Annotated in this window: 25 protein-coding genes; 12 read left to right on the top strand and 13 right to left on the bottom strand. The window is 38.9% G+C overall.

Annotation, left to right across the window (positions count from 1 at the left end):
* Positions 1 to 24 precede the first annotated feature (24 nt).
* The gene (gene menC, locus C9J46_RS13375; protein ID WP_107206079.1) at positions 25 to 999 is read left to right on the top strand and encodes an o-succinylbenzoate synthase; all 975 of its coding nucleotides are present in this window, start codon (positions 25 to 27) and stop codon (positions 997 to 999) included.
* Positions 987 to 2,423 (top strand): o-succinylbenzoate--CoA ligase, encoded by a 1,437-nt coding sequence (gene menE, locus C9J46_RS13370; RefSeq protein WP_107291036.1) that lies wholly within the window; start codon positions 987 to 989, stop codon positions 2,421 to 2,423. Before menC ends, menE begins: the two co-directional genes overlap by 13 nt.
* 71 nt (positions 2,424 to 2,494) lie before the next feature.
* On the opposite strand, the gene C9J46_RS13365 is transcribed toward menE, so the two are convergent.
* From C9J46_RS13365 to C9J46_RS13355, 3 genes are all read right to left on the bottom strand, one after another.
* Positions 2,495 to 4,369, bottom strand: coding sequence for an MFS transporter (locus tag C9J46_RS13365; protein WP_107291035.1), 1,875 nt, complete (start codon positions 4,367 to 4,369; stop codon positions 2,495 to 2,497).
* Between the two features lie 17 nt (positions 4,370 to 4,386).
* Positions 4,387 to 4,980, bottom strand: coding sequence for a TetR/AcrR family transcriptional regulator (locus C9J46_RS13360; RefSeq protein WP_107206082.1), 594 nt, complete (start codon positions 4,978 to 4,980; stop codon positions 4,387 to 4,389).
* Positions 4,981 to 5,179: 199 nt separating this feature from the next.
* On the bottom strand, positions 5,180 to 5,584 hold the full coding sequence (locus tag C9J46_RS13355) for an NINE protein (RefSeq protein ID WP_107206083.1): 405 nt from the start codon (positions 5,582 to 5,584) through the stop codon (positions 5,180 to 5,182).
* A gap of 299 nt (positions 5,585 to 5,883) precedes the next feature.
* Here C9J46_RS13355 and C9J46_RS13350 point away from each other — a divergent pair, with 299 nt between their 5' ends.
* Together C9J46_RS13350 and C9J46_RS13345 are read left to right on the top strand one after the other, a co-directional pair.
* Positions 5,884 to 6,756: a Tim44 domain-containing protein gene (locus C9J46_RS13350; protein WP_199190635.1), complete on the top strand. Its 873-nt coding sequence runs from the start codon at positions 5,884 to 5,886 to the stop codon at positions 6,754 to 6,756.
* A 251-nt stretch (positions 6,757 to 7,007) separates the two neighbouring features.
* Complete coding sequence (locus C9J46_RS13345; RefSeq protein WP_107206085.1) at positions 7,008 to 7,253, top strand: TIGR02647 family protein; 246 nt, start codon at positions 7,008 to 7,010, stop codon at positions 7,251 to 7,253.
* Positions 7,254 to 7,279: 26 nt separating this feature from the next.
* Here C9J46_RS13345 and C9J46_RS13340 read toward each other — a convergent pair whose 3' ends face one another.
* Positions 7,280 to 7,528 carry a zinc/iron-chelating domain-containing protein gene (locus C9J46_RS13340; protein WP_006646428.1) on the bottom strand — a complete coding sequence of 83 codons (249 nt, stop codon included), beginning with the start codon at positions 7,526 to 7,528 and terminating at the stop codon, positions 7,280 to 7,282.
* Positions 7,529 to 7,793: 265 nt separating this feature from the next.
* Here C9J46_RS13340 and C9J46_RS13335 point away from each other — a divergent pair, with 265 nt between their 5' ends.
* A complete protein-coding gene (locus tag C9J46_RS13335; RefSeq protein ID WP_080896326.1) occupies positions 7,794 to 8,231 on the top strand; it encodes a YcgN family cysteine cluster protein in 438 nt (145 codons plus the stop codon).
* A gap of 64 nt (positions 8,232 to 8,295) precedes the next feature.
* Here the strand turns inward: C9J46_RS13335 and C9J46_RS13330 are convergent, their stop codons facing one another.
* From C9J46_RS13330 to C9J46_RS13315, 4 genes are all read right to left on the bottom strand, one after another.
* Complete coding sequence (locus C9J46_RS13330) at positions 8,296 to 9,279, bottom strand: MBL fold metallo-hydrolase (protein WP_107291033.1); 984 nt, start codon at positions 9,277 to 9,279, stop codon at positions 8,296 to 8,298.
* A 197-nt stretch (positions 9,280 to 9,476) separates the two neighbouring features.
* On the bottom strand, positions 9,477 to 9,602 hold the full coding sequence (locus C9J46_RS13325; RefSeq protein ID WP_233217760.1) for a neutral zinc metallopeptidase: 126 nt from the start codon (positions 9,600 to 9,602) through the stop codon (positions 9,477 to 9,479).
* Positions 9,603 to 9,693: 91 nt separating this feature from the next.
* Positions 9,694 to 10,632: a tRNA dihydrouridine(16) synthase DusC gene (dusC, locus tag C9J46_RS13320; protein ID WP_107260108.1), complete on the bottom strand. Its 939-nt coding sequence runs from the start codon at positions 10,630 to 10,632 to the stop codon at positions 9,694 to 9,696.
* Between the two features lie 79 nt (positions 10,633 to 10,711).
* Complete coding sequence (locus C9J46_RS13315) at positions 10,712 to 11,389, bottom strand: NAD(P)H-binding protein (RefSeq protein WP_107291032.1); 678 nt, start codon at positions 11,387 to 11,389, stop codon at positions 10,712 to 10,714.
* A 244-nt stretch (positions 11,390 to 11,633) separates the two neighbouring features.
* Here C9J46_RS13315 and C9J46_RS13310 point away from each other — a divergent pair, with 244 nt between their 5' ends.
* Both C9J46_RS13310 and C9J46_RS13305 read left to right on the top strand, forming a co-directional pair.
* Entirely contained in the window at positions 11,634 to 12,287 is a 654-nt protein-coding gene (locus tag C9J46_RS13310) for an SEC-C metal-binding domain-containing protein (protein WP_107291031.1), read from the top strand.
* Positions 12,287 to 12,694, top strand: a complete 408-nt coding sequence (locus C9J46_RS13305; RefSeq protein ID WP_107291030.1) for a (deoxy)nucleoside triphosphate pyrophosphohydrolase — start codon at positions 12,287 to 12,289, stop codon at positions 12,692 to 12,694. Before C9J46_RS13310 ends, C9J46_RS13305 begins: the two co-directional genes overlap by 1 nt.
* 69 nt (positions 12,695 to 12,763) lie before the next feature.
* On the opposite strand, the gene dsbB is transcribed toward C9J46_RS13305, so the two are convergent.
* On the bottom strand, positions 12,764 to 13,279 hold the full coding sequence (dsbB, locus tag C9J46_RS13300) for a disulfide bond formation protein DsbB (RefSeq protein WP_107291055.1): 516 nt from the start codon (positions 13,277 to 13,279) through the stop codon (positions 12,764 to 12,766).
* Between the two features lie 144 nt (positions 13,280 to 13,423).
* A complete protein-coding gene (nhaB, locus tag C9J46_RS13295) occupies positions 13,424 to 15,010 on the bottom strand; it encodes a Na(+)/H(+) antiporter NhaB (RefSeq protein ID WP_107206091.1) in 1,587 nt (528 codons plus the stop codon).
* A 521-nt stretch (positions 15,011 to 15,531) separates the two neighbouring features.
* Between nhaB and fadR the strand changes: the two genes are divergently transcribed.
* From fadR to C9J46_RS13275, 4 genes are all read left to right on the top strand, one after another.
* On the top strand, positions 15,532 to 16,383 hold the full coding sequence (fadR, locus tag C9J46_RS13290; RefSeq protein ID WP_045084018.1) for a fatty acid metabolism transcriptional regulator FadR: 852 nt from the start codon (positions 15,532 to 15,534) through the stop codon (positions 16,381 to 16,383).
* Between the two features lie 191 nt (positions 16,384 to 16,574).
* Complete coding sequence (locus C9J46_RS13285; protein WP_233217759.1) at positions 16,575 to 17,417, top strand: winged helix-turn-helix domain-containing protein; 843 nt, start codon at positions 16,575 to 16,577, stop codon at positions 17,415 to 17,417.
* Between the two features lie 83 nt (positions 17,418 to 17,500).
* On the top strand, positions 17,501 to 17,902 hold the full coding sequence (locus C9J46_RS13280; RefSeq protein WP_233217659.1) for a hypothetical protein: 402 nt from the start codon (positions 17,501 to 17,503) through the stop codon (positions 17,900 to 17,902).
* A 147-nt stretch (positions 17,903 to 18,049) separates the two neighbouring features.
* Entirely contained in the window at positions 18,050 to 18,661 is a 612-nt protein-coding gene (locus tag C9J46_RS13275; protein WP_107291029.1) for an outer membrane protein, read from the top strand.
* 80 nt (positions 18,662 to 18,741) lie between these two features.
* On the opposite strand, the gene C9J46_RS13270 is transcribed toward C9J46_RS13275, so the two are convergent.
* From C9J46_RS13270 to C9J46_RS13260, 3 genes are all read right to left on the bottom strand, one after another.
* On the bottom strand, positions 18,742 to 20,271 hold the full coding sequence (locus C9J46_RS13270) for a SpoVR family protein (RefSeq protein ID WP_107206094.1): 1,530 nt from the start codon (positions 20,269 to 20,271) through the stop codon (positions 18,742 to 18,744).
* Between the two features lie 93 nt (positions 20,272 to 20,364).
* Positions 20,365 to 21,636: a YeaH/YhbH family protein gene (locus tag C9J46_RS13265; RefSeq protein WP_107291028.1), complete on the bottom strand. Its 1,272-nt coding sequence runs from the start codon at positions 21,634 to 21,636 to the stop codon at positions 20,365 to 20,367.
* Between the two features lie 29 nt (positions 21,637 to 21,665).
* Positions 21,666 to 23,600, bottom strand: a complete 1,935-nt coding sequence (locus tag C9J46_RS13260) for a PrkA family serine protein kinase (RefSeq protein WP_107206095.1) — start codon at positions 23,598 to 23,600, stop codon at positions 21,666 to 21,668.
* Between the two features lie 527 nt (positions 23,601 to 24,127).
* On the opposite strand from C9J46_RS13260, the gene C9J46_RS13255 reads away from it, so the two are divergent.
* Positions 24,128 to 24,508 carry a VOC family protein gene (locus C9J46_RS13255; RefSeq protein ID WP_107206096.1) on the top strand — a complete coding sequence of 127 codons (381 nt, stop codon included), beginning with the start codon at positions 24,128 to 24,130 and terminating at the stop codon, positions 24,506 to 24,508.
* Positions 24,509 to 24,524: the final 16 nt, after the last annotated feature.

Below are 24,524 nucleotides of genomic sequence, written 5' to 3'. Positions count from 1 at the left end.
GGTATTAATTAAAGGTTATCAAGAATGCGCAGCGTTAAGTTATATCGATATCAGTTACCGATGGATTCTGGTGTTATTTTACGTGATCAACGTTTAGTAACACGTGAAGGTTTGGTTGTCGAACTTACTCAAGGTGACAAAGTTGGTGTAGGTGAAATTGCGCCACTGCCTGAGTTTAGCAATGAAACGCTAGAGCAAGCGTTAGATCAAACAAAACAACTAGTTGAACATTGGCTTGAAGGGAAAGATATCCATATCAACGATGCTTATCCCTCTGTTGCCTTTGGTTTTAGTTGTGCAATGGCAGAGTTAGCGGGCGAATTACCTCTTACTGCAAACTATGCGGTAGCGCCATTATGCTCCGGTGATCCTGACGAGTTGATTGAACGTTTAAATACCGAAAATGGTGATAAAGTCGCTAAAATTAAAGTCGGTATGTATGAAGCGGTGCGTGATGGTATTGTTGCTAATATGTTTATTGAAGCGATCCCTGAGGTTCAGTTACGTTTAGATGCTAACCGTAGATGGACACCGCTTAAAGCACAGCAGTTTGCTAAATATGTGAAGCCTGAAAATCGGCAAGGGATCGCGTTTTTAGAAGAGCCTTGTATTGATCCTCAAGATAGCCTGATTTTTGCAGAGCAAACAGGTATTAATATTGCCTGGGATGAAACTGTCCGCGAGCCTCATTTTGAAGTAAAAGCACAACCAGGTGTTGCGGCAATTATTATCAAGCCCACACTAACTGGTAGCTTAGCCCGTTGTATCGAGCTGGTGGAACAAGCTCAAGCGGCAGGGTTAACGGCAGTGATTAGTTCAAGTTTGGAATCAAGCCTAGGATTAAATCAGTTAGCACGTTTCGCCCAGTGGCAGACACCCAATGTTATCCCTGGTCTAGATACCATGCAGTTGTTTAAAGCACAATTGGTGACACCTTGGCCGGATAGTGAACTTCCAATGATTTCTTTAGCAGAATTAGACCTAGTATGGCAGAAATAAAACACGATTTTCTAACATGGCCTTGGCAGCAATGGGCTGCAGAACGCCCATCAGATATAGCCATCTCTTTAGGTGATAAAACGCGTGATGCACAAACGTACACCTGGGCAGATGTCTCTTCAAACGTTGATGATTACGCACAAGGGTTAGTCGAGCAGGGCGTTAAGCGTGATCAACTTGTGGCCGTCATCGCTGATAATTCGATCCAAGTATTATGGCTGATGCTTGCAATTTTTCGAGTGGGGGCACGCTATGTAGGGCTTAACCCGAAGTTGTCTTCTACTGAATTGCAGCAACAGTTAGTGGTACTCGATAATGACTATATTTGGTCGGATAGTGAACACGATATAACAGCGCTAACTGGGCAAAATATTGTTCTGCAATTCCCCACTGTTGCACGGATGGTACCTGTGACATGGCAAGAGCATCGTCCAATGACACTGACTTTAACATCAGGTTCATCGGGTGTACCCAAGGCAGTGGTTCATAATGCCGAGTCACATTTAGCCAGTGCTTCTGGCTTGCTGAGTCAAATGACATTCACAGCAGAGGATAGTTGGTTATTGTCATTACCGTTATTCCACATTTCGGGTTTAGCGATTGTATGGCGCTGGTTATATCGCGGAGCATGTTTAGTTATTGTCGATAAGGCACAGCAGCAACAAGCATTGCATTGGGTGACTCACGCATCATTAGTACCAACGCAATTACAACGTCTGCTCGAGAGTATTGAGAATACGGCAGCACCATCATCAATGATGCTAAAACAGGTGTTATTAGGTGGTGCACATATCCCAGTTACTCTCACTAATAAAGCGCACAGTGCTGGTATTAGCTGTTGGTGTGGTTACGGTATGACGGAAATGGCATCAACAATATCGGCTAAACAAGCGAATGAGAGTAGTGGTGTCGGTAACGTATTACCGAATAGAGAATTACTTTTACGTGATGGTGAGATCTTAGTTCGAGGCAAAACCTTGTGCTTGGGGTATTACCGCAACCATACTATTTTTTCTATTTTAGATAACCATGGTTACGACGGGGAATGGTTTGCAACTAAAGACATGGGTGAGTGGCATGATGATGAGCTATTTATTCATGGTCGCGCAGATAACATGTTTATTTCTGGTGGAGAGAATGTTCAACCAGAAGATATTGAAGCGGTACTGTTACAGTATTCAGAGATAGAGCAAGCTGTTGTTTTACCCATTGATGATTATGACTTTGGTCAACGACCGGTTGCTATTGTGAAAACAACTTGCCCGATGGATGCGGTATTTATTGATCATGTGATGACTTATATGACAGATAAAGTGGCTGCGTTTAAGCGCCCAGTTCGTTATCTTGCTTTACCTGATGGCGATATTTATCAAGGGATTAAACTCTCTCGGACGAAATTAGCCGACTGGTTATCTAAGCAATAATAAAAAGGCGAAGCTAATATAGCTTCGCCTTTTTAATCTATTTGTTAGTTAGAACCTAACAAAGAAGAGCACTATTTTCTATCGCCCCGTAATTGCGTTACTTGTTGATATAACAATTGGCTATTTGCCTCTTGGGAAGATAGACACTCCCCAGCGACGATAGTGACTTGTGACCAGAAACGTTTTGGCCATTTTAATAAAGCAACGCCACCCTCTCGACTAAAATAACTTCCCCATAGCCCCTGCAGTGCCACAGGGATCACCGTGACATTCGAACGTTTAATGATTAAATCAATGCCACGCATAAACGGGGCTATTTCGCCATCAAAGGTGAGCTGTCCTTCTGGAAAAACACAAACAATATCGCCATTATCCAAATGTTCTGACACTTTTGAAAAAGCATTACGAATAGATGTACGGTCATTCGCATCGACAGGAATTGCCTTACATGCTTTACAGAAGGATTTGACCAATGGCAGGTTATAAATATCACGGTCCATCAAAAAGCGGATAGGGCGTGGGCAGCTGCCTGCTAACAATAAAGCATCCATGTAGCTGACATGATTACAGACAAGTAACACACCACCTTGTTCAGGAATATTATTCAAATTCTGTTTTTTTACACGATACATCGTATGAGTGATCATCCAAACCACAAAGCGCCAAAAAAAATCAGGGGCTTGGAAGTAGATATAGACAACAACTAATGAATTCACCGCCGCTAAGATTAAGAAGAACTCTGGAATGGAAAGCTTTAAAACAGATAAGAAGACAATGGCTGAAATAGCACTGACAACCATAAACACAGCATTCCATATATTATTTGCTGCAATAATTTGTGCACGTTCATCTTCTTTAGAGCGCTGCTGCATTAAGGCATAAAGCGGAACAATAAAAATACCGCCAGCAATACCGAGTAAAAGCAATGACGCAAAGATTGGCCATAGGCTTGGTGCCGTCATAAACGCCATTAGGCTCTGAGTTTGCACTGTAGTTGCTGGGGCGAGGAAATATAAACCTGAACCAAATAACGTGATCCCTAAACTACCAATAGGCACTATTCCTGGGTCTATACGGTGTTGAGATAAGCGATCACAACACATTGAGCCAATAGCAATACCAATAGAAAATAGCATCAGTAAGAAAGAGACCGAAGCGGCATTACCACCGAGGCTGATTTTTGCATAATTAGGGAATTGGGTGAGATAGCAAGCCCCTAAAAACCAAAACCAACTAATCCCCATAATACATTGGAAAATCGTTTTATCTTGTCGTGCAATAGCCATGGTTGAACGAGTTTGTTTAATCGGTTGCCACTTAAAGATTGTTTTCTTTACTGTAGGTGGCGCGCTCGGAATAGCAAGAGATGTGAGATAGCCTAATATCGCAAAAATGATCACGGCTCCTGCAGCAATATAGTGAGCGTTATGGCTGTCGGCAATAAAACCTGCGAGCAATGTGCCAAGTAAAATAGCTAAAAAGGTCCCTGTTTCAACCAAAGCGTTACCTGATATTAACTCTTCTGATTTTAAGTGCTGGGGAAGTAAGGCATATTTTGCAGGCCCGAAGAAAGCCGATTGGGTTCCCATCAAAAAGAGCAACACCAGAAGAGCGGAATAACTGTGATAGAAAAAGGCTATTGCAGCAAGGCTCATTATCACAATTTCAGCGAGTTTAACTCGGCGCATGATCATTGCTTTATCGTATTGATCGGCAATAACACCAGCAGAGGCTGAAAATAAAAAGAAAGGTAAAATAAATAACCCAGCGGCAATGTTAATCAGTAAATTAGCACTCAGTGGAAGGGTATCAACAGAAGCGTAAGCGATCAGGATTAATAATATATTTTTGTAAACATTATCATTAAATGCCCCAAGTGCCTGCGTTAAAAAATACGGTAAGAAACGCCGTTTGGTTAGAAGACTCGATTGGGGCTTTGTGGTCATTTACGCTATCTCTATTACTAATTCCACTTATTTAGATAAGTATTTAAAAGGTTATCAATAAGTGCTTTGCCGTCAACAGGCGTCGAGGTAAATAGCTTATCATCAACAGTCAGTAGTGTAATACCGTGAACACCAGCCCAAATAACACGGCTTGTTTCCAGTACTTCTTCTTTAGACATGTTACTGCTAACTTGACCAATCAATGATTCCAACATGCCCGTCATGTTATTGATTCGATCTGATTGCCATTCTGGTAAATCTTCACCATTCATGGTGTGTTGGAAGATTAACTGCCAGCGGTATGGATGAGCAATTGCAAAGTCGAGATAACAATATGCGAGACTACGAAGTGCCTGCTCTGGATTGGTTGCACCTGTTAAACACGTCTGTGCTTCTTGAGATAATTCATCAAGTGTTTGGGCAACTGCGTGTAGTAACAGTAAATTATAGTTACCGAATACATTCACTAATGTACTTGGAACATAGCCAATCATAGCGGCGACTTTACGTAAACTTAGCTCATGGTGAGGGTGCTCATTGAGAAAGTTTTTTACCTGCTCCAGTGTCATGCTTACCAACTCTTCACGAGTATGGTCATTTCTTCTTGCCATGGGTATTACTCTTTGATGTGTTTGCTTATCGTATTTTAAAAACTAACGTTATTAATTATAGAACGGTGTTCAATATTGTTATTGTTATTTAATCGAAACCATAGTTGTTAGGAATTCGATGCCAGAACAAGTTGTGACAATTTATTTCTAAAGATTGGAAATGATATCTTGTCACAACAAAAATCACCAATACTAAACGCTATACAGTTTTATTCTTGGTATTTTCTAAAGATACTTGATCGTTTAACGTCCAAAAATCGATAAGAATACCTATTAGGAAGAACCCAAAGGTACAAAGATAAAGTATCCCTGTGATCCATTTACCCATGTACATGCGGTGGACGCCAAACACGCCAAGAAAAGTGAGCAGTAGCCAAGCGATATTATAATCAATCTCACCACTAGCAAAACGCAAGTCAGACTCTCTGTTCATTGATGGAATTAAGAACAAGTCAATTAACCAGCCAATACCGCATAGACCTAAGGTTAAAAACCAAATAGTCCCTGTTACAGGTTTGCCATAATAAAAGCGGTGAGCGCCCGTAAAGCCGAATATCCAGAGTAGATAACCAATGATTTTGCTGTGAGTGTTATTCTCTTGCATAAAAATATCCATGTTAGTGTTGAAAATATCGTAAGATAAAAAACAACAAAGACTTAACGTGTGATTACTTATAAAAGACCACTTTTGATGGGGAAAGTGCCATAAAAAGAAGAACATTTTTATAAGTCGTTTAAATAAAAAACAGTATACAAAAATATTTAGGCGCTGTATTTAAGAATGATGAGATTATCACCGATAAATGTTAAGAAATGGTAACAATTTCGCGACGGCTTTGAATTGACATTCTCCGTTATATGGCTACGATGCATACAGGACATGGATAAGGTACTTCAACAATGATGAAACGCTTTTTTACCGTATTTGCTTTAGTGTTTGTGGTCGCATTGTCGGCACCGCATGCTGAAGCAAAGAAATTCGGTGGTGGCAAGTCGTTTGGTAAAAGTTTTAAAACTGCGCCAATGAAAAAACAACAGCCACAACAAACAGATACTATTCGTAAACAAAACTCACCTGCGTCATCGAGCAAGAAAGGCTTAATGGGCGGTCTATTAGGTGGCTTACTTGCAGGTGGCTTACTCGCTGCTTTCTTTGGTGGTTCATTTGATGGTATCCAGTTTATGGATATTCTCATTATCGGTGTGATTGCATTTGTATTGTTTAAATTATTTAAAGCAATGCGTGCAAATAAAGGCACTCCGATGGGGCATCGTGAATCTTATGCAGGAAACTCTCCTCGACAGCAGCCACAACAAGCACAACAGCAATATCGTCAAGCGACAGGTTCGCAATCTCAACCACAAAATGGTGGTTTTGAGTCAACCGATAGTGATGTGCCATTTAATTTGCCGCCTAACTTTAATATGAATGCATTTTTAAGTGGTTCTCGCGATCACTATCGCATTATTCAAGGTGCATGGAATCATAACGAATTAGCGAAAATCAAAGAGTACGTATCACCTGCGTTATTTGCTGATTTACAAGCTGAACGTGCTAAACTTTCAGGTGAGCAACACACCGAAGTGATGTACATTGATGCTGAACTTGTACGTGCAGACTATGACGCAAATTCAGCACAGCTAAGTATTAAGTTCTCTGGTCGTTATAAAGATACCCAAGAAGGGATTGAAGAAGATATTAATGATGTATGGCATTTAGAGCGAGATTTAAAAACGCCAAATGCACCATGGTTAATTGTCGGTATTCAAGCTTAATTTAAAAGCCGCTTTTATTAGCGGCTTTTTTATATCTCTCAACAGGTTAGGGCGTTTTTTGTACAATTGTAAACATCCGAAAAAAGAGTTCTAAAATTATGAGCGCGATCGCATTTCACTGATATAAAGATCGTAAGATGTTGATCTTGGCACCTAGTTTTATCACCAGTAACCGCTAGTATTAACTCATGATATTAAATAGGTCAGTCGTTAGACATTGAGATCTAAATAGAGACTAATAAGAGGTCGTTATGCCATACACTCAAGATATTGTTGAAGAAATGAATCTATTAGTGAAATTCCCTATTCATAGCAACATGGAAGGGGTAAAAGTTCATAGTGATGCAAATCCAGCATTGGTTTCAGCTGCTCAACGTTTATATGCGAAAGGATTGGTTACTCAACTGGATGGTGGTTATTTAACACATACTGGTCATCAGGTGGCGGAAAGCGCAAAAATTGCGTTACGTATTCTGACGGGGAAAACGACAGAATAACGCCGTCGCAAGATAGTGAGCATTGATCAAGTCATTTGCTCTAATTCTGTAATTATCGTTAAAGCTTGCTCATTGGTTTTTCCACAAATATCAGGGCAAGCTTTAAAGTGGTGGCATACAGCAGGGCGTTCAGCTTTGCCAAAAAGTTTACATAAATTTTGCTCATTGAGTTGAACGCAAGGGACACCTGCAGGCTTGCCGTTGGGCATTCCTGGTATGCTTGATGAGATACTTGGAGCTATACAGCAGGCACCACAGCCAAGACGACATTCCATCAATCACTCTCTTCATTGTTTAAATTGGCTGCGCAAATTACCACTCCTTATTCATAAGATCAAAATTAAAGAACTATTTCAGCGATATATTTACTTTATTTCTATAAATAATAATAGCTCTCATTTCGATGCTGTTGTTGATTAATAGGTAATTTAAATTTGCAGTTTACCGTCAGGATCGCTATAAACACCGCGCTATAATAAAATAGTAAATGGTAATTTAGCGCTGTTATAAAGCGCGTAACGTGAATTCGGTGTAGGTATCATGACGCATTTTTGGCAAGAAAAAGACTTAGCAACAATGACCGATCAGGAGTGGGAATCACTTTGTGACGGTTGTGGTAAGTGCTGTCTGCATAAGCTTATTGATGATGATACAGATGATATCTATTACACCAATGTGGCATGCAGTTTATTAGATAATAAAACATGTTCTTGTAAAGATTATCCTAATCGTTTTGAATCCGGAGAAGAATGCCTAAAGTTGACTCGTGATCGTATTGATGAGTTTGTTTGGCTTCCTGAAACGTGTGCATACCGTTTATTAGCAGAAGGAAAACCATTACCTGAGTGGCATCCACTGCTCACTGGTTCAAAAGAAGCGATGCATAAAGCCAACGAATCGGTACGCGACAAGATTGTGTACGAAATTGATGTGATTGATTGGGAAGATCACATCACAAACCACCCCTTACGTCGTTGATTTTAAAGATATATATTAAAGGCTCGTTAGATAACGAGCCTTTTTTGTTTATTTTTATAATCATTTAAAGCAGTGTTCTATCGCCTTGCTCAGTGAAAATAAAATTAACGCCTAGTTTATTATCTGCATTGAGTTCTTGTTCGATAACGGTTTGTGGATTCGTGCCTTTCTTTAAGCTGTGTTTAATGTGTGTGATGATCACATTAAGATCTTTTAATGGTTGTTCACCACCAACATAGCTTGCCAATGAATCTAATTCTGCGAGTAACCATTTTGGTGTTAAGTGACCAAATAGTAATTTATCTGGTGTGCTATTGCTAAAAGAAGTCTCAATGAAGATCCCTTTTAGTTTCTTTTGCTGAATATACGGTGCAATCTGTTGCCAAATAGTATCTAACGCCGTGCTTTTTTCGACCGCGTCAGGACCAGTATCCCCTAAATAAATGACCACTTCGTTGGCGACATTTTTAAATAAGAATGCGGTAGATTCTGCGCCTGAATGACTTAATGGAAAGGCTTTTACTTTTAATTCGGTATTGGCAACGGGTAACCACTGGTTGATAGTCAGTGGTGCTAACTCATATTTGCCGAGTTTAAAGCCTTCACCTTGGCTCGTAAAATTAGGCCATGCCTTCCAATTAAAATAATCTTGGCTGATAGTTTGATGAACAGACGGAAGGGCATAAATAGGTTTATTGCTGTCATCTGGCGAAGCAATAATAAGTCCTGCAATATGATCAAGGTGGGCATGACTAATAAAGTAGCCCTGAATTTTCTGGGTTAGGATATAACCTTCTTGGGTGTAAGAGCTGGATATCGGTGCCATCATGTCATTGAATGCATCTTTATTGGTCGCAGCGATAAGCCCATTGACAATGCTACCAGCATCTAAGGTTATGTAATTGTTGTCAGTGTTTGATTTCAGCATAAATGCGGTCAGGTTGCCGTCTTGGATCCCACCTTTAGCGCCAAGTGTAATAACATCAAACCCAGCAAAACTGAAAGATGAATAGCAACACAGTGCAGCCATAATTAAATGTTTGTTCATAAAAATCCATACTGATAAGAAATGGTTTTAGTGCTGATAAACGCTAAAACGTAACTTGAAAGAGTCCTAATACAGCGAGATATATACAAAATACACGGTTGAGAGCAAAGTGATTTTTATAAGAAGTGAGAGATAGCTGAAATAAAATATAGTCTAATAAATAAGTATGCTAATTAGGCTGATTAGTGAGGAAGTGATTACAACGTGTTAAAGGAATTGCATTGACGAGGATCGTCAGTTTGTAGCCTTTTCTTAAACCATTTAATACGTTGTGCAGAGGTGCGATGTGTAAAACCGTCAGGTTGAACGGCATGGCCTGCCATTTATGCACAAGTGTGAAGAATGGGGAGTATTCAATGATGGTGGAAGGTAAAAGAAGACAGCCTAATTAGGTTGGGCTGTCCATTGATGCTACTACTGCTGCGCGCGCTGAAGCACTTCGATGATGGGGGTAGCTTTATTTAAGGCACGGATGTCGGTGAATAATAGTTTGGCTTGAGGGTACTCATGACGCAGGTAAGAGAACCATTGCTTTACTCGGTTAGGGTAGTAAAGCCCTTTATCACCTTTGATCTCAAATTGAGAGTAAACTAAAAGTAAGTCGAGTACTTCTTCCCAACTCATATGCGCATGGTTATGTTTTACGACATTACCTAAATTCGGCAAATTAAGCGCGCCGCGACAGACCATTAATGCATCTGTATTGGTGGCAGATAGGCATGCTTGACCATCCTGATAATTCCAGACTTCGCCATTAGCAATAATTGGGATAGTGGCACTTTGTTTAAGCTGCTTAATATAATCCCATTTAATCGTCTCTGCACGGTAACCATCTTCTTTAGTACGCGCATGGACCACCATTTCATCGGCACCTGCTTGGGCAATAGCATCTGCAATTTCAAAACATTGGGCAGGATCATCCCAGCCTAAACGTACTTTTGCCGTTAAAGGCTTAACGGGATTGACAGCAGCGCGACAAGCTTTAACTATTTGATAAATACGCTCTGGCTCTTTTAGCAAAACAGCACCACCACGACTTTTATTGACCGCTTTTGCTGGACAACCAAAGTTAATATCAACACCTGCAGAGCCTAGTGAACATGCACGCTGCGCATTTTCAGCCATCCAGTTAGGATCTTGTCCTAAAATTTGTACCCGCACAGGGGTACCTGAGCGTGTTTTTCCACTTTGACGTAACTCGGGACATAGACGATAGAAAACACTGCTAGGCAATAGGCTATCAATGACACGGACAAATTCAGTGACACAAAGATCGTAGTCATTAATTTCAGTCAGCATCTCACGCATTAAATGGTCTAAGACGCCTTCCATCGGGCCTAAAATAACTCGCATAGTGGTTATAGCTCTGCTCGGTAATTACATATAAGGGGCAAGATTCTAGTGCGAGAGGGTTAATTTGTCACCATTGATTTTAAATAGTGCGGAGTTGATGACCCGAAACAATGGTTTTTTGATCAAGTTGATGTTGTTGACAAGATAGCGCCATTTTCACCATGCTACGTGCCACGCACTCCGCAGGTATTGGGGAGAAATGCTTTAGGGGACCGACAACCAATGGATTGATCACATCAAACACGTGTTGTAATAATTGCTCGTCAGTACGCATTTCACTGCGCTCACCTTTTAAAGGGCCTGGTCGAATAAAAATACAGTGTTCAAATCCCATATTAGTGATTGCTTGCTCCATTTTTCCTTTGCAGCGTAAGTAGTGGGAAGGAGAGCGGCTCGATGCACCAAGACTGGATACGACAATAATGTGTCTAACGCCTAGGTTTTTCATTGTGGTGGCGACATCTTTTACCAAATCGAGATCAACTGCTGCAAGTGCCGATTTACTGCCCGCCTTACGTTTTGTCGTACCTAAACAAATGAAGCCATATTGCGGCTGAGGCGTTTCGTGCTCCCAGTTATTTATTCGAAGGAGCGGATCAATGATTTGGTGTAATTTACTGCTGTGAAACGGTAATTCACGACGAGATAGAGCATAAATATGTTTAAATTTTTTATTGGCAAGTAACTGGTGTAAGAGTTCATCTCCAACTAAACCACTCGCGCCAGCAATGATTGCATTTAAATCGTGATTATCCATGGCTATTCCCATCGCATAGATTATAAATGATGACATTTATCTGTAATTAAACAGAATATATGTTTAATTTCGCTGAACTGCATCAAATATCAAGTAATTAACATAATAAATTTTTAATCAGCACGACTTACATTGTTATCAGAAACAATCAATATTGCGATTTATTCTACTCAATAAGTGATGATATGAAGTTAAAGGATGAGTTCAGGTATAATGGCGATAGAAACTTTTATTGGAAATTATCATGAATACATTAATGACACTCCCAACTGGCTGGGATGGCATGTCTGCTCCTTTTATTGAAGGCGCGTTATTTGCTGCAAATGCAAACCCGAAACCTATGGAGCCAGAGATTTGGTTACCTGTGTTATTAACTGGTGTTGCCACAGAATATAATGATATAGCGCTTTCAGAAACCGATAAAGTTGCCGTATTAAACCACTTTGAAATGCAGTATCGCACAGTAAAAGCGGGTGAATACCAATTACCGGTAGAGCTTAAATGGCAAGAAAGTGGTGATACAAATGAGGCACTTTCACAGTTTGCTCAAGGCTTTTTAGCTGTTTGGTATTACATTGAACCAAACTGGGAAGAGATGTCGATTTCAGATGGCACAATGCGTATGTTATCAGCATTACTGACAACGCTAATGTTATGTGTTGATGAAGCAGGTACTCTGGAACAAATGGAGCAAGCGGGCGTAACAGGAATGCCTGCACCAAGTGAGCTTTATTCGCAACTACCATTGATGCTAACTGAAGTAATGATGGCTGCGGATCAACTTCAAATTGGCGCAGGAGCACAAGCGATTAACCCTTATAAAAATATTGGTCGTAATGATCCTTGCCCATGTGATAGTGGTAAGAAATTCAAACAGTGCTGCGGTAAATCACATTAATGCAAAAGCTTAAAACAACCGTTGTTGTTGCGGGAGTTATTGAGAAAGAAGGTAAGTACCTACTTGCTCAGCGATTAGATAATGCGAGCCAAGGTGGTTTATGGGAATTTCCTGGCGGTAAGGTTGAAGTGGGGGAATTACCAGAGTACGCATTAGAGCGTGAGCTTATGGAAGAGTTAGCGATCACGACTAAAACACAACAATGGTTGGCTGATAGCGTGTTTGATTACGGTGATAAAATCATTGAATTAAAAGGTTATTTAACTCGATGGTGTGAAGGCGATATTGTATTAAATACGCATCAAGCAATGGTATGGGTGAGTTTAAACGAATTTAAACGTTATCCATTATGTCCTGCTGATTACCCTATTCTAACCGCCTTAGAACAACATGTATTAACGAAGTAACGACTAACAAAAAAGCGAAGCCTAAATTGTTAGTCTTCGCTTTTTCTGTCTTATTTATTCGCTTCGAACTTAAGCTGATTTCTTACCGAAGAACTGCGCGATAACCATGACAGCCCAAACAATGAGGTTTCCAGCAAAAATAACAACCAACCATTGTGGCATCGTAAGTGTTAAGAAATGCCAAACAATTTTTGCACAATCACCGTATGCTTCAAACATCCAAGGAGCCCAATGATTTATTGGCGCCCAGCTTGGAAATCGGACGAATAAATCACAGGTTGTAAATGGTGATGGGTTTAACTGAAAACCCACATGTTGATAGGCCAATACAACACCACGGTATGCACAATATCCCCAACCGGCTAAACCAATCCAACGGAAAAAGGCATTTTGAGGGGCGAGAAGACCAACAAGAGCGGCAAAACCGATCCCCATCATCGCGACACGTTCATAAACACACATCACACACGGTGCAAGGTTCATTACATGTTGAAAGAATAGGGCACAACCTTCAAAGGTAACAATAGAAAGAAGTAGTAGCAGCCATGCTAAACGTGATTTTGAAAAGGTATTGAGGTATTGCATCATCGATACTCTACGTACTAATTAAGATAAAAGAAAACCCTGAACTATCAGGGTTTTCATATACGTTATGACACTAATCTAACACCAATATTCAATCATAGCTTTATAGAGAAGTAAATCATCTGTCAATTTCGCTATTGTGAATTAGTGAGCAAGTGCAGGTATTGTTGCGGCGGCTGATGATGCATCAGTGATCCAGCCCATGGTATAGAACCAATCTGTCATAGGAACTAGCATTAGCTCAATGCCGGCTAAACCTACGGATGCAAGAACAATAGTGTAAGGTAACGCCATGTATACCATACGACCGTAAGAAAGACGGATAAGTGGTGCAATAGCAGAGGTTAAAGCAAACAGGAATGCCGCTTGACCATTTGGCGTTGCTACTGATGGTAAGTTAGTACCTGTATTGATAGCAACGGCTAACATATCAAACTGACTACGGTTAATAACACCGTTTGTTAGCGCGGTTTTTACTTCGTTAATATATACCGTACCAACGAATACATTGTCTGAAACCATCGATAGCAAGCCATTCGCAATGTAGAACATAGTAAGCTGTGAACTACCTTCAAGGCTTAACACCCAATGAATAATAGGTGCGAATAGCTGTTGATCAATGATGACTGCAACGACAGAGAAGAACACAGCAAGTAGTGCGGTAAAGGGCAGTGCTTCTTCAAATGCTTTACCCAAAGCGTGCTCTTCGGTGATCCCAGTAAACGATGTTGCCAAAATAATAACGGTTAAACCGATTAAACCCACCGCAGCCAAGTGCATTGCAAGGCCGATAATTAACCATACTGCTATTGCCGCTTGAATAATCAATTTCGCGTAGTCAAGGTTAGTACGTGATTTACGTTCTTCATTATCAAAGTCGACTAAGATTTGGCGAACATTTTCAGGTAATTCAGCACCATAGCCACAAATTTTAAATTTCTCAACCAGTGCACAGGTTAACAAGCCACAGAAAAAGACAGGGACAGTAACGGGCGCCATACGAATAATAAACTCACCAAAATCCCATCCGGCTTGATCGGCAATAATTAAGTTTTGTGGTTCACCCACCATTGTCATTACGCCACCTAGCGCGGTACCTACACCAGCATGCATTAGCAAACTACGTAGGAAAGCGCGGTAGTTTTCTAAGTCATCGCGGCTGAGCTCTGGAACGTGATTATCATTGGTATGATCATGATTAGAATGAGGATCTTGCCCTGAAGCAACCTTATGATAAATGCTGTAGAAACCTACCGTTACACTGATAACAACCGCAATAACGGTTAGAGCATCAAGGAAAGCGGAAAGAAAAGCGGCCATCACACAAAAAGCGAGAGAAAGTAAAATTTTAGAGCGGATGCCGATTAATATTTTAGTAAACATGAACAACAAAAGCTGTTTCATGAAGTAGATACCCGCGACCATAAAGACCAGTAAGAGTAAAACTTCAATATTTGCAACAAGTTCATGTTTTACTTGATCTGGGCTTGTCATTCCAATAGCAACAGCTTCTATTGCCAATAACCCACCAGGTTGTAATGGGTAACACTTTAATGCCATTGCAAGAGTAAAGATGAATTCAATTACTAACAACCAGCCAGCAACAAACGGATCAATAAGAAAAAAGACAATAGGGTTAATGATCAAAAAAGTAATGATTGCAATTTTGTACCAGTCAGGTGCCTTACCCAAAAAATTTTTGATAAAGGCATTCCCTAGCGATATAGCCATGTGTTGGATCTCTTTATTATTAGCGCAAAATAGTATGGATCTGATGTTGGCTAAATGCCTTGATTGATCAATCAGCAGGGTAATCAGTCGCTTCTTGCAAAAGATTAATGGTCGAGATTGAGGTATCAAAGTTAAACAAGAATATGGTTCTCGGATGTTTTAACTTTCTTAGGCAGCAGCTTCCATTCGCTCCCAGTTCATCTTTATATAACTCTACCGTTTAAGAGATATTAGTCAATAAGTTAAACAATAATGCAATTATTTCGTTACATTTTCATCTTGAAATGGGAGTTGAATATGTCAGTGTTATAAACCGCACAGTATACAGAAAATATGACTGGAATTGTTAGATGCATTCAAATTCCCTTTTTTTTAGTGATCAGTTTAACAATATCGTTGTATTTTTATACTTCTCTTTCATGTTCATGTCAGAGTTAATAGTGAGGTTTCTTCTAATAAGAAACTAGTGGTATGATGAGTGCAATTATAAAAGTGCATGAAGCGAACTGGATTTTACTTAGATGGTCATTAAGGCAGATAGCCCAGCGACATTTGCTGAGAAATATATTATTGAAAGCATTTGGAATAATCACTTTCCTCAGGGGTCGATTCTTCCTGCTGAGCGTGAACTTTCAGAGTTAATTGGCGTAACTCGAACAACATTACGTGAAGTATTGCAGCGTTTAGCACGTGATGGATGGTTAACCATCCAACATGGTAAGCCAACACGTGTTAATAACTACATGGATACTTCAGGTTTAAATATCCTTGATACCTTAGTGACACTAGATGGGCAGGATGTTCAACGAGTATTAACCGATCTTCTTGCTGCTCGAACTGACATTAGTAGCGTATTTATGCGTTATGCTGTAAGAGGTAATGCAGAAGAATCAAGTCTTCTAATTCAGCATGTCATTGACTCAGTTGAAAGACTTCGAAAAGCATCAAGCTTTGCTGAGTTTATTGAAAACAGCGATGATCGTATTGATCTTATTCAAGAAGTTAAAAAAATCGTAGATAAATACGGCAAAGATGATCCACAGCTTTGTGAAGAAATTTGTTTAGCTCGTGCGTTCAACTATTATGATTATCGTCTATTCCAAGGTATGGCGGGTAAGTCTGGTAATACACTTTATGTTTTAACTATTAATGGCTTACGTAAAATTTATACGCGTGTTGGTGGTTATTATTTTATGAAGCCAGAAGCATGTGAATTAGCATTAAACTTCTACCGCGACATGAAATCATACTGTGATGAAAATAAACCAGAGCTAGTTGCTGATCGTATTCGTTTATATGGACGTGAAAGTGGTGCGATCTGGTATAGTCACCGTGTTGAAATTTCAAAATATATGTACGAAGAAGAGCAATAATTTAAAATTACTGCGGCGAATATTAGACCAAGTGTTAAGCACTTGGTTTTTTTATGCCTGTATTTCTGCTGTTTAAATCAGCATCTTGATGTAAATAGGAATGCTTGAAGGTGAATAACTCGATTGTAAGTTGATTGTATAGTTAGCATAACTAATAATTAAGGATTAATTATGTTAATAAAATGGTCAGTATGGCAAGCAGTGAAGTGTACCGAATTGGTTCCGTAACCTACGACAGTTCCACACGAACTCTTACTCATGACAATGGACAGACAGAGTATTTTACGCCTCGTGTGAGTGATGTATTTTTACTTTTACTGGCGCACCAAGGAAAATGTGTAGAAAAAGAGTTTTTATTATCTCAGTGTTGGGGAGATACGATTGTATCTGAGCAGGCCTTAACAAATGTGATTTCTAAACTTAGAAAAGTATTAGCCAATCATGCTTTAGAGATGATTACGATCACAACCGTCAGTAAATCAGGGTATTTACTTGAAATAAAAAAAAGTTTTATAACTCAATGCCACCAAGAAAGTTGCGATATTACACCTGAACCAGTTTCAGAGGATGATGCTATCGAGAAAGGTGATGATAAGATTAAAGAAATAAAACTGTCATTCTATGCTCATAAACGTTTTTTTTATTTGCTACTTTTTCTGACTGTTGTGTTAGTAAGCATATTTATTTATACAAATAATAAAATACATTCATTACCGTATTTTATTGATACTAAAAATTATAGTAATGAACTCAGTATTGGTAGTAATAATATATATTTCAATAATATCGATAAATATAAGGTTGATAAAGTTTTCTTTATTAAAGATATAAAGAAAGGTGTTTCATCAATATGTGACTCTAAGGTTTTTATACAATTTTATTATAATACGAGAATAGCGAACAATACGGCAGTCGTAGTGTTTATAATTACATCAGATGGTAGAACATTTAATTTTAGAATGTCAAAATTTATTAATGGTAGATTTTCTAAACAGTTAAATGACTATTTGAAGAGTAAAAAAGTAGTATGTTGAAGTATATTAATGCAGTATTAATGGTCGTTGTTTTTCTCCTTATATTAGGTCTTTGTTACTTATTTACAAATAAAGATAATTTAGTGTCAACGACATGGGTATGCGACCAAATAAAGTCGGGGTTTATATCAAAATCTTATACTAAATATAGTCATATATCTGAAAGTATGATCTTAACATTTAGCTCTAAAAGAAGCTTTTTGATTAATGAATTTATACAAGCTCAGGAAGGGGATGATGAGTATAAGCTGATGGAGCTTTATTATGAAGGCGACTATATACAAACGAGAGAACATTTAACCTTGAATTTTAATCGTGTTAGAATTTTAAAAGAACATGATGATCCTAATTTAAATAGAGCCTATAAAGATTATGAAGGCTACAGCATCTATTATCGCTATAAGAGAATAGATAATAGATTGTATTTTTTCACTGATAGCAAAAATGAAGCGTTTGATATGGTTTGTTATACCGACAAGCAGTAACCAATTTAAATGTATCATTATGATTTTGTTTGTTTTTTATGTTGATTTATTTTTAGTGTAGTTAAGGTTTGGTTTTCGTTTGTTTTTTTTATACATGATTTACTAAGCTGGGCACCTCTTTTGTAAAGCAGTTTAAAACGTAAAAATATGGAAAAATTATTATTAGTGACACTTATTGGCACACTAACTTCATCTTATGCTTCAGCATCTGAAAACCCATCTAATAAATATAATGGTTTTTATATTGGTGCTGGTGTGGGTACTACTGATTTTCATTATGATAAATCACTTACAAACAGTTTTGAAAATAACCACGAAATTAGTTATTCAAATAAAGCTGATGGTGAAAGTTATAAACTAATTACGGGTTATCAGTTTAACCGCGTAGTTGCTTTAGAAGCGCAATACACGACCTATGGTGATATTAAAAATACATTAGAAGTAAAAGGTCACAAGTTCACTGGTAAAACAGAGCATCAATCTTTCAGCCTAGCTGCAAACTTGGGTTATACCTTTGATAATGGTTTACGCCCTTTTGCTCTTGTTGGTTTAGGTCAAATCTCTGTTAAAGAGCCTGGATTTAAAGATGATGGTGGTTTAATTCGTTTAGGTGCGGGTTTCGAGTATCAAATTAAACAAGCTCCAGGTTTAGGTATTCGAACAGCTTATGAAGCAGACTTCTATACACTTGAAGCGACGAATAAAGATTATGATATGTCTGTTGGCTCTTGGTACTTAGGCGCAACCTATAAGTTTTAATTACTAATTTACTCTAATAAATAAAACGCCACTGAAATTAAAGATTTCAGTGGCGTTGTTTTTAACGAGAGATAGAAAATTTAAATCTCAGTATTATATTGTGTCTTAATTGGACAAGTCGCAATGATTTGGGTACGTCCGTCCGGTAATTCTTCTTCTAATGTAACATCAAATCCCCAAAGTCGATGAAGATGTTTAATTACTTCTTTATGGCTATCACCAAGTGGGATCCGATTATGGGGAATATAGCGTAGTGTTAATGAGCGATCACCGCGCAAAGCAACATCCCAGACTTGAATATTGGGTTCATTATTACTGAGGTTATATTGTGAAGAGAGTTTTTCTCTTATCGCACGATAACCTTCTTCATTATGTATAGCGCTCACTTCAACATAGTTATGACGATCATCATCATTTACTGCAAACAGTTTAAAATCTCGCATAACTTTAGGTGAAAGAAACTGGCTAATAAAACTTTCGTCTTTAAAATTTTCCATCGCAAAATGTAGGGTATCAAGCCAATTAGATCCTGCTATATCAGGAAACCAATGCTTATCCTCTTCTGTAGGATTTTCACATATTCGACGTATATCTTGAAACATAGCAAACCCTAAAGCATAAGGGTTTATACCACTGTAATAGGGGCTGTTATATTCAGGCTGGGCAACAACATTAGTGTGACTATGGAGAAATTCCATAATGAAACGCTCAGTCACCAAGCCTTCATCGTAGAGGTGATTAAGAATCGTGTAGTGCCAAAATGTCGCCCAGCCTTCATTCATAACCTGAGTTTGTTTTTGAGGATAAAAATATTGGCTTATCTTACGTACTATCCGGACTAATTCACGTTGCCAAGGTTCAAGCAACGGAGCGTGCTTTTCGAAGAAATAGAGAATATTTTCCTGTGGCTCAGAAGGAAATCGTGTTTCTTCAATCACGGTTTCTTTTTCGGCTTGAACAGGAATGGTGCGCCATAGCGAATTAACTTGTGATTGAAGGTAATCTTCACGGGCTTTTTGACGCGCCTTTTCTTCGACTAATGAAATTTTTTGTGGGCGTTTGTAACGATCCACACCGTAGTTCATTAATGCATGGCAGGAATCAATGAGCTTTTCGACGTCATTGACGCCGTATTTCTCCTCACATTCAGTAATGTACTTTCGAGCAAAGAGAAGATAATCGATGATTGAACTTGCATCAGTCCATGTTTTAAACAGGTAATTACCTTTAAAAAATGAATTATGACCATAGCAGGCATGTGCCATTACTAAGGCTTGCATTGTGATGGTGTTTTCTTCCATTAGGTAAGCGATGCAAGGGTTCGAATTGATAACGATCTCATAAGCGAGTCCCATTTGCCCATGCTTATAGCCTCGCTCGGTTTCGATAAAACGTTTACCAAAAGACCAATGATGATAATTGATGGGCATACCAATGCTTGAATAGGCATCCATCATTTGTTCGGCAGTAATGATCTCAATTTGGTTTGGATAGGCATCTAGGCGATAGTGCTCAGCAACTCGCTTGATCTCGACATGGTATTGTTCTAGTAAGTCAAAGGTCCAATCCGGTCCATCGCTGAGTGTTTTTGTTTTTGTCTTTGTATTCATGACTAAGATCCCCTTAAAGCGCGTGATACCGGCCAGAAAGAGTAGCGATATTATTTCAATATCGCTGACTATCGTTTAGTAAGCTTTCAAATATTAACTTACTTGTTTTTTAAATAGCTCTCTAAATACTGGGAAAATATCATCTACAGTCCGTATGTTTTGCATCGCAAAATTATCATGGCTGTTATGTAGCGCTTCATACTCACGCCATAATGTTTGATGTGCTCGTCGTGTGATTTCTATGTATGAGTAATAACGTGAAAATGGCAATATATGCTTATCTAATAGCTCTCGACAACCGGGTGAGTCATCAGCCCAGTTATCACCATCAGAAGCTTGAGCCGCATAAATATTCCACTCTTCAGGACGATATCGGTCTTTTACAATATCATTCATCATACGTAGTGCGCTTGAAACAATGGTGCCGCCAGTTTCCTGTGAATAGAAAAATTCGTGTTCATCCACTTCTTTTGCTTGGGTATGGTGGCGAATAAAAACAACATCCACATTTTTATAGGTACGGTTTAAAAAGAGATAAAGCAAAATATAAAAACGTTTAGCAATATCTTTTGTGGCTTGATCCATCGAACCTGATACATCCATCAAACAAAACATCACCGCTTGACTTGATGGTTGCGGTCGGCGTTCATAATTTTTATAGCGAAGATCAAAGGTATCAATAAATGGTGTTCTATTTATTTTTTGTTTCAATGACTCGATTTCTTGCTTTATCCTTTCTTCTTCAAAAGGTTGTGCAGGTTCAGTGTTAAATAATAAAGTGAGCGCTTGCTCTAAATCACGCAGTTTTCTTCTTTTTCCTGCGGTCATTGCGGTACGTCTTGCTAATGAATTTTGCAAGGTTTTCACAATGGCAATATTGGTGGGAACACCTTGTGATTTATAGCCTGAACGGAAGGTTTTCCACTCGACTATTTTGTTCATTTGGTTTTTTTGTAAATTAGGTAATTCAAGATCTTCAAATAAAAGATCAAGATATTCATCTTTAGATATTTGGAAAACAAACTCATCATTGCCTTCGCCATCAGGACTTGCATCTCCTTTACCAGCCCCACCTTGACCAGCGCCACCTGGCGGTCGCTCGATACGATCACCGGGTGTGAATTGGTCGTTGCCAGGGTGGACAACATCACGTTGTCCACCTTTACCTTGATGAAAGCTAGGTTCTCGGATATCACGAGATGGGATAGTGATATCTTCACCACTATCAACATCCGTGATCGAGCGTTTATTTACCGCATCAGCAATAGATTCTTTAATTTGCTGCTTATGGCGGCGTAAAAAGCGCTGGCGATTAACCGTACTTTTATTTTTACCATTGAGCCTGCGGTCGATAAAATATGCCATAGCTCCCCCTTATTTCATTTGCAGCTGGTTTACGACGATTTACGTACGCGTAAATACCATTCAGACAATAAGCGTACTTGCTTGCGGGTATAGCCTTTTTCCATCATACGAGCGACGAAATCATCATGTTTCTTTTGCTCATCTGTTGATGTTTTTGCATTAAATGAAATAACAGGAAGTAGCTCTTCAGTATTTGAGAACATCTTCTTCTCTATGACTGTTCTGAGTTTCTCATAGCTGGTCCAGTTGGGGTTTTTGCCTGCATTGTTTGCTCTAGCACGTAAAACGAAGTTAACAATTTCATTTCGGAAATCTTTAGGGTTACTGATCCCCGCTGGTTTCTCTATTTTCTCTAATTCGTTATTAAGTGCTTCGCGATTAAAGAGCTGCCCAGTTTCAGGATCACGGTACTCTTGGTCTTGAATCCAGAAGTCGGCGTAGCTGACATAGCGGTCAAAAATGTTTTGACCATATTCGGAGTAAGATTCGAGATAAGCGGTTTGGATCTCTTTACCAATGAACTCGACATACTTCGGTGTAAGGAAGCCTTTTAAATGTTCAAGATATTTTTCAGCAATGTCTTGTGGGAATTGTTCACGTTCAATTTGTTGCTCAAGCACATAGAACAAGTGAACAGGGTTTGCTGCAACTTCTGAATGATCGAAGTTAAAGACCCGCGATAAAATCTTAAAGGCGAAACGAGTTGATAACCCATTCATACCTTCATCGACACCGGCATAGTCGCGATATTCTTGGTAAGATTTTGCTTTTGGATCGGTATCTTTTAGTGTTTCACCGTCATAGACTCGCATTTTTGAATACACACTTGAGTTTTCAGGCTCTTTCAAGCGAGACAGAACGGTGAATCGAGCAAGGATCTCAAGCGTACTTGGTGAGCAAGGCGCGGCTGATAGCTCACTATTTTCAAGTAGTTTTTGGTAGATTTTTATTTCTTCAGAAACCCGTAAACAATAAGGGACTTTGACGATGTAAACACGATCTAAGAAAGCCTCATTCGTCTTGTTATTTCTAAAGGTCTGCCATTCTGACTCGTTAGAGTGAGCAAGGATCATTCCATCGAAAGGTAATGCTGATAACCCTTCAGTACCGTTGTAGTTACCCTCTTGTGTTGCGGTAAGAAGTGGGTGAAGTACTTTTAACGGCGCTTTAAACATCTCAACAAACTCCATTAAGCCTTGGTTAGCTTTACACAGAGCACCTGAATAACTATAAGCATCAGGATCGTCTTGAGAATAATGTTCAAGTTGACGTATATCAACCTTACCAACTAGCGATGAAATATCTTGGTTATTTTCATCTCCCGGTTCAGTTTTTGCGATACCGACTTGGTCAAGGATGGACGGACGCACTTTCACCACTTTAAATTGTGTAATATCGCCACCAAATTCATGGAGTCGTTTTGCCGCCCACGGTGACATGATGGTATTTAAATAGCGTGATGGAATATTGTATTCATTGGCAAGTAGATCACCATCTTCTGATTTATCAAATAAACTGAAAGGGTGATCATTAACTGGGCTACGCTCACCATTTGCCGTTAGAATATAAATAGGCATTTTCTGCATTAAGCTTTTTAATTTTTCTGCTAGCGACGATTTACCACCGCCGACAGGGCCTAATAAATAAAGAATTTGCTTACGCTCTTCAAGCCCTTGGGCTGCATGTTTGAGGTAAGAGACGATTTGTTCTATCGCATCTTCCATACCGTAGAAGTCTTCAAACGTTTTATAACGAGAGATGACCCGATTAGAGAAGAGACGGCTAAGATATGGGTCTTGTGCGGTATCAATCATTTCTGGTTCGCCAATCGCCATCAATAGACGCTCTGCGGCGTTGACGTAGGCGCTGCGATCGTTACGACAAATATCAAGGAATTCTTGTAATGAAAGTTCTTCGTCCTTGGATTCTTCATAGCGATGACGATAGTGGTCAAAAATACTCATGGTATGCCCCCTGAATCGTTCTTTGATCATTTAGACAGGACGAAAATCAACCTCTTTTGCATCCCTTACTGTAAGCCTAGACCGAACTAATCAATTTGCTGTACTGAGTTAATGATTTCTAAATAAAAAATAGCTTGTGATAACGGTTTAAAACTGGATGTTTTTTAACCGTATATTTTTACTATCCTCTTATGGGATGGGTTCTGCAAGCGCTTTTGACGCTAAAATGCTTTTGTTTTTTATTGTTAATATGTAAATCTACTGTTAATTATAGTAATTAATGAAGAATCTTGTTTTTGTGGGTTATGTTGAAGTAAAAAACTATAAAACTTTTTTGTGTTGAATTATTGTTTTGGTCTATTGGCTTTGTTTGGTTTTATTTGTTTTTTTTTGAATTATTGATAGAGAAGGACAATTATTGAGAATTTTTTTGTGTATTTGAGCCTAAGATATTTTTTTTCCACGAAACAGCTTTCTCTGACATAAGCTGAAATGAAGTCCTAAAAATTGTATAGGTAGGTGGCTTTATGACAATTTCACGTGTCGATACTGTTTCCATTCCGGTTTCGGATCAAAATCAGGCTTTGAAGTTTTATAGAGATGCACTTGGTTTTGAATTGATCCGAGATCATTGTTCGAATAATAAAAAACGCTGGCTGCAATTAGCACCAAGAGGTGCAGAAACGACAATCAGTTTAGTGACGCCATTTGGCGGAATGGAAGCTGGTACTGTGCAAGGTTTAGTCGTACAAACGGATGATATACAGCTAACACATAAAGAGCTCAAGCAACGTGGGGTATTATTATCAAGTATTGTTAATTTAGTCGGTGGTAAGTTTGCTACGTTTAATGATCCCGATGGAAATGGCTGGGTATTGATTGAAGCTTCTGCAAAAATGTATGCTTGAACCACGAGCAATAATA

The organism is Photobacterium sp. GB-36 (genome assembly GCF_003026135.1).
Lineage (GTDB): Bacteria > Pseudomonadota > Gammaproteobacteria > Enterobacterales > Vibrionaceae > Photobacterium.
This window is presented reverse-complemented; position numbering and strand designations above follow the sequence as displayed.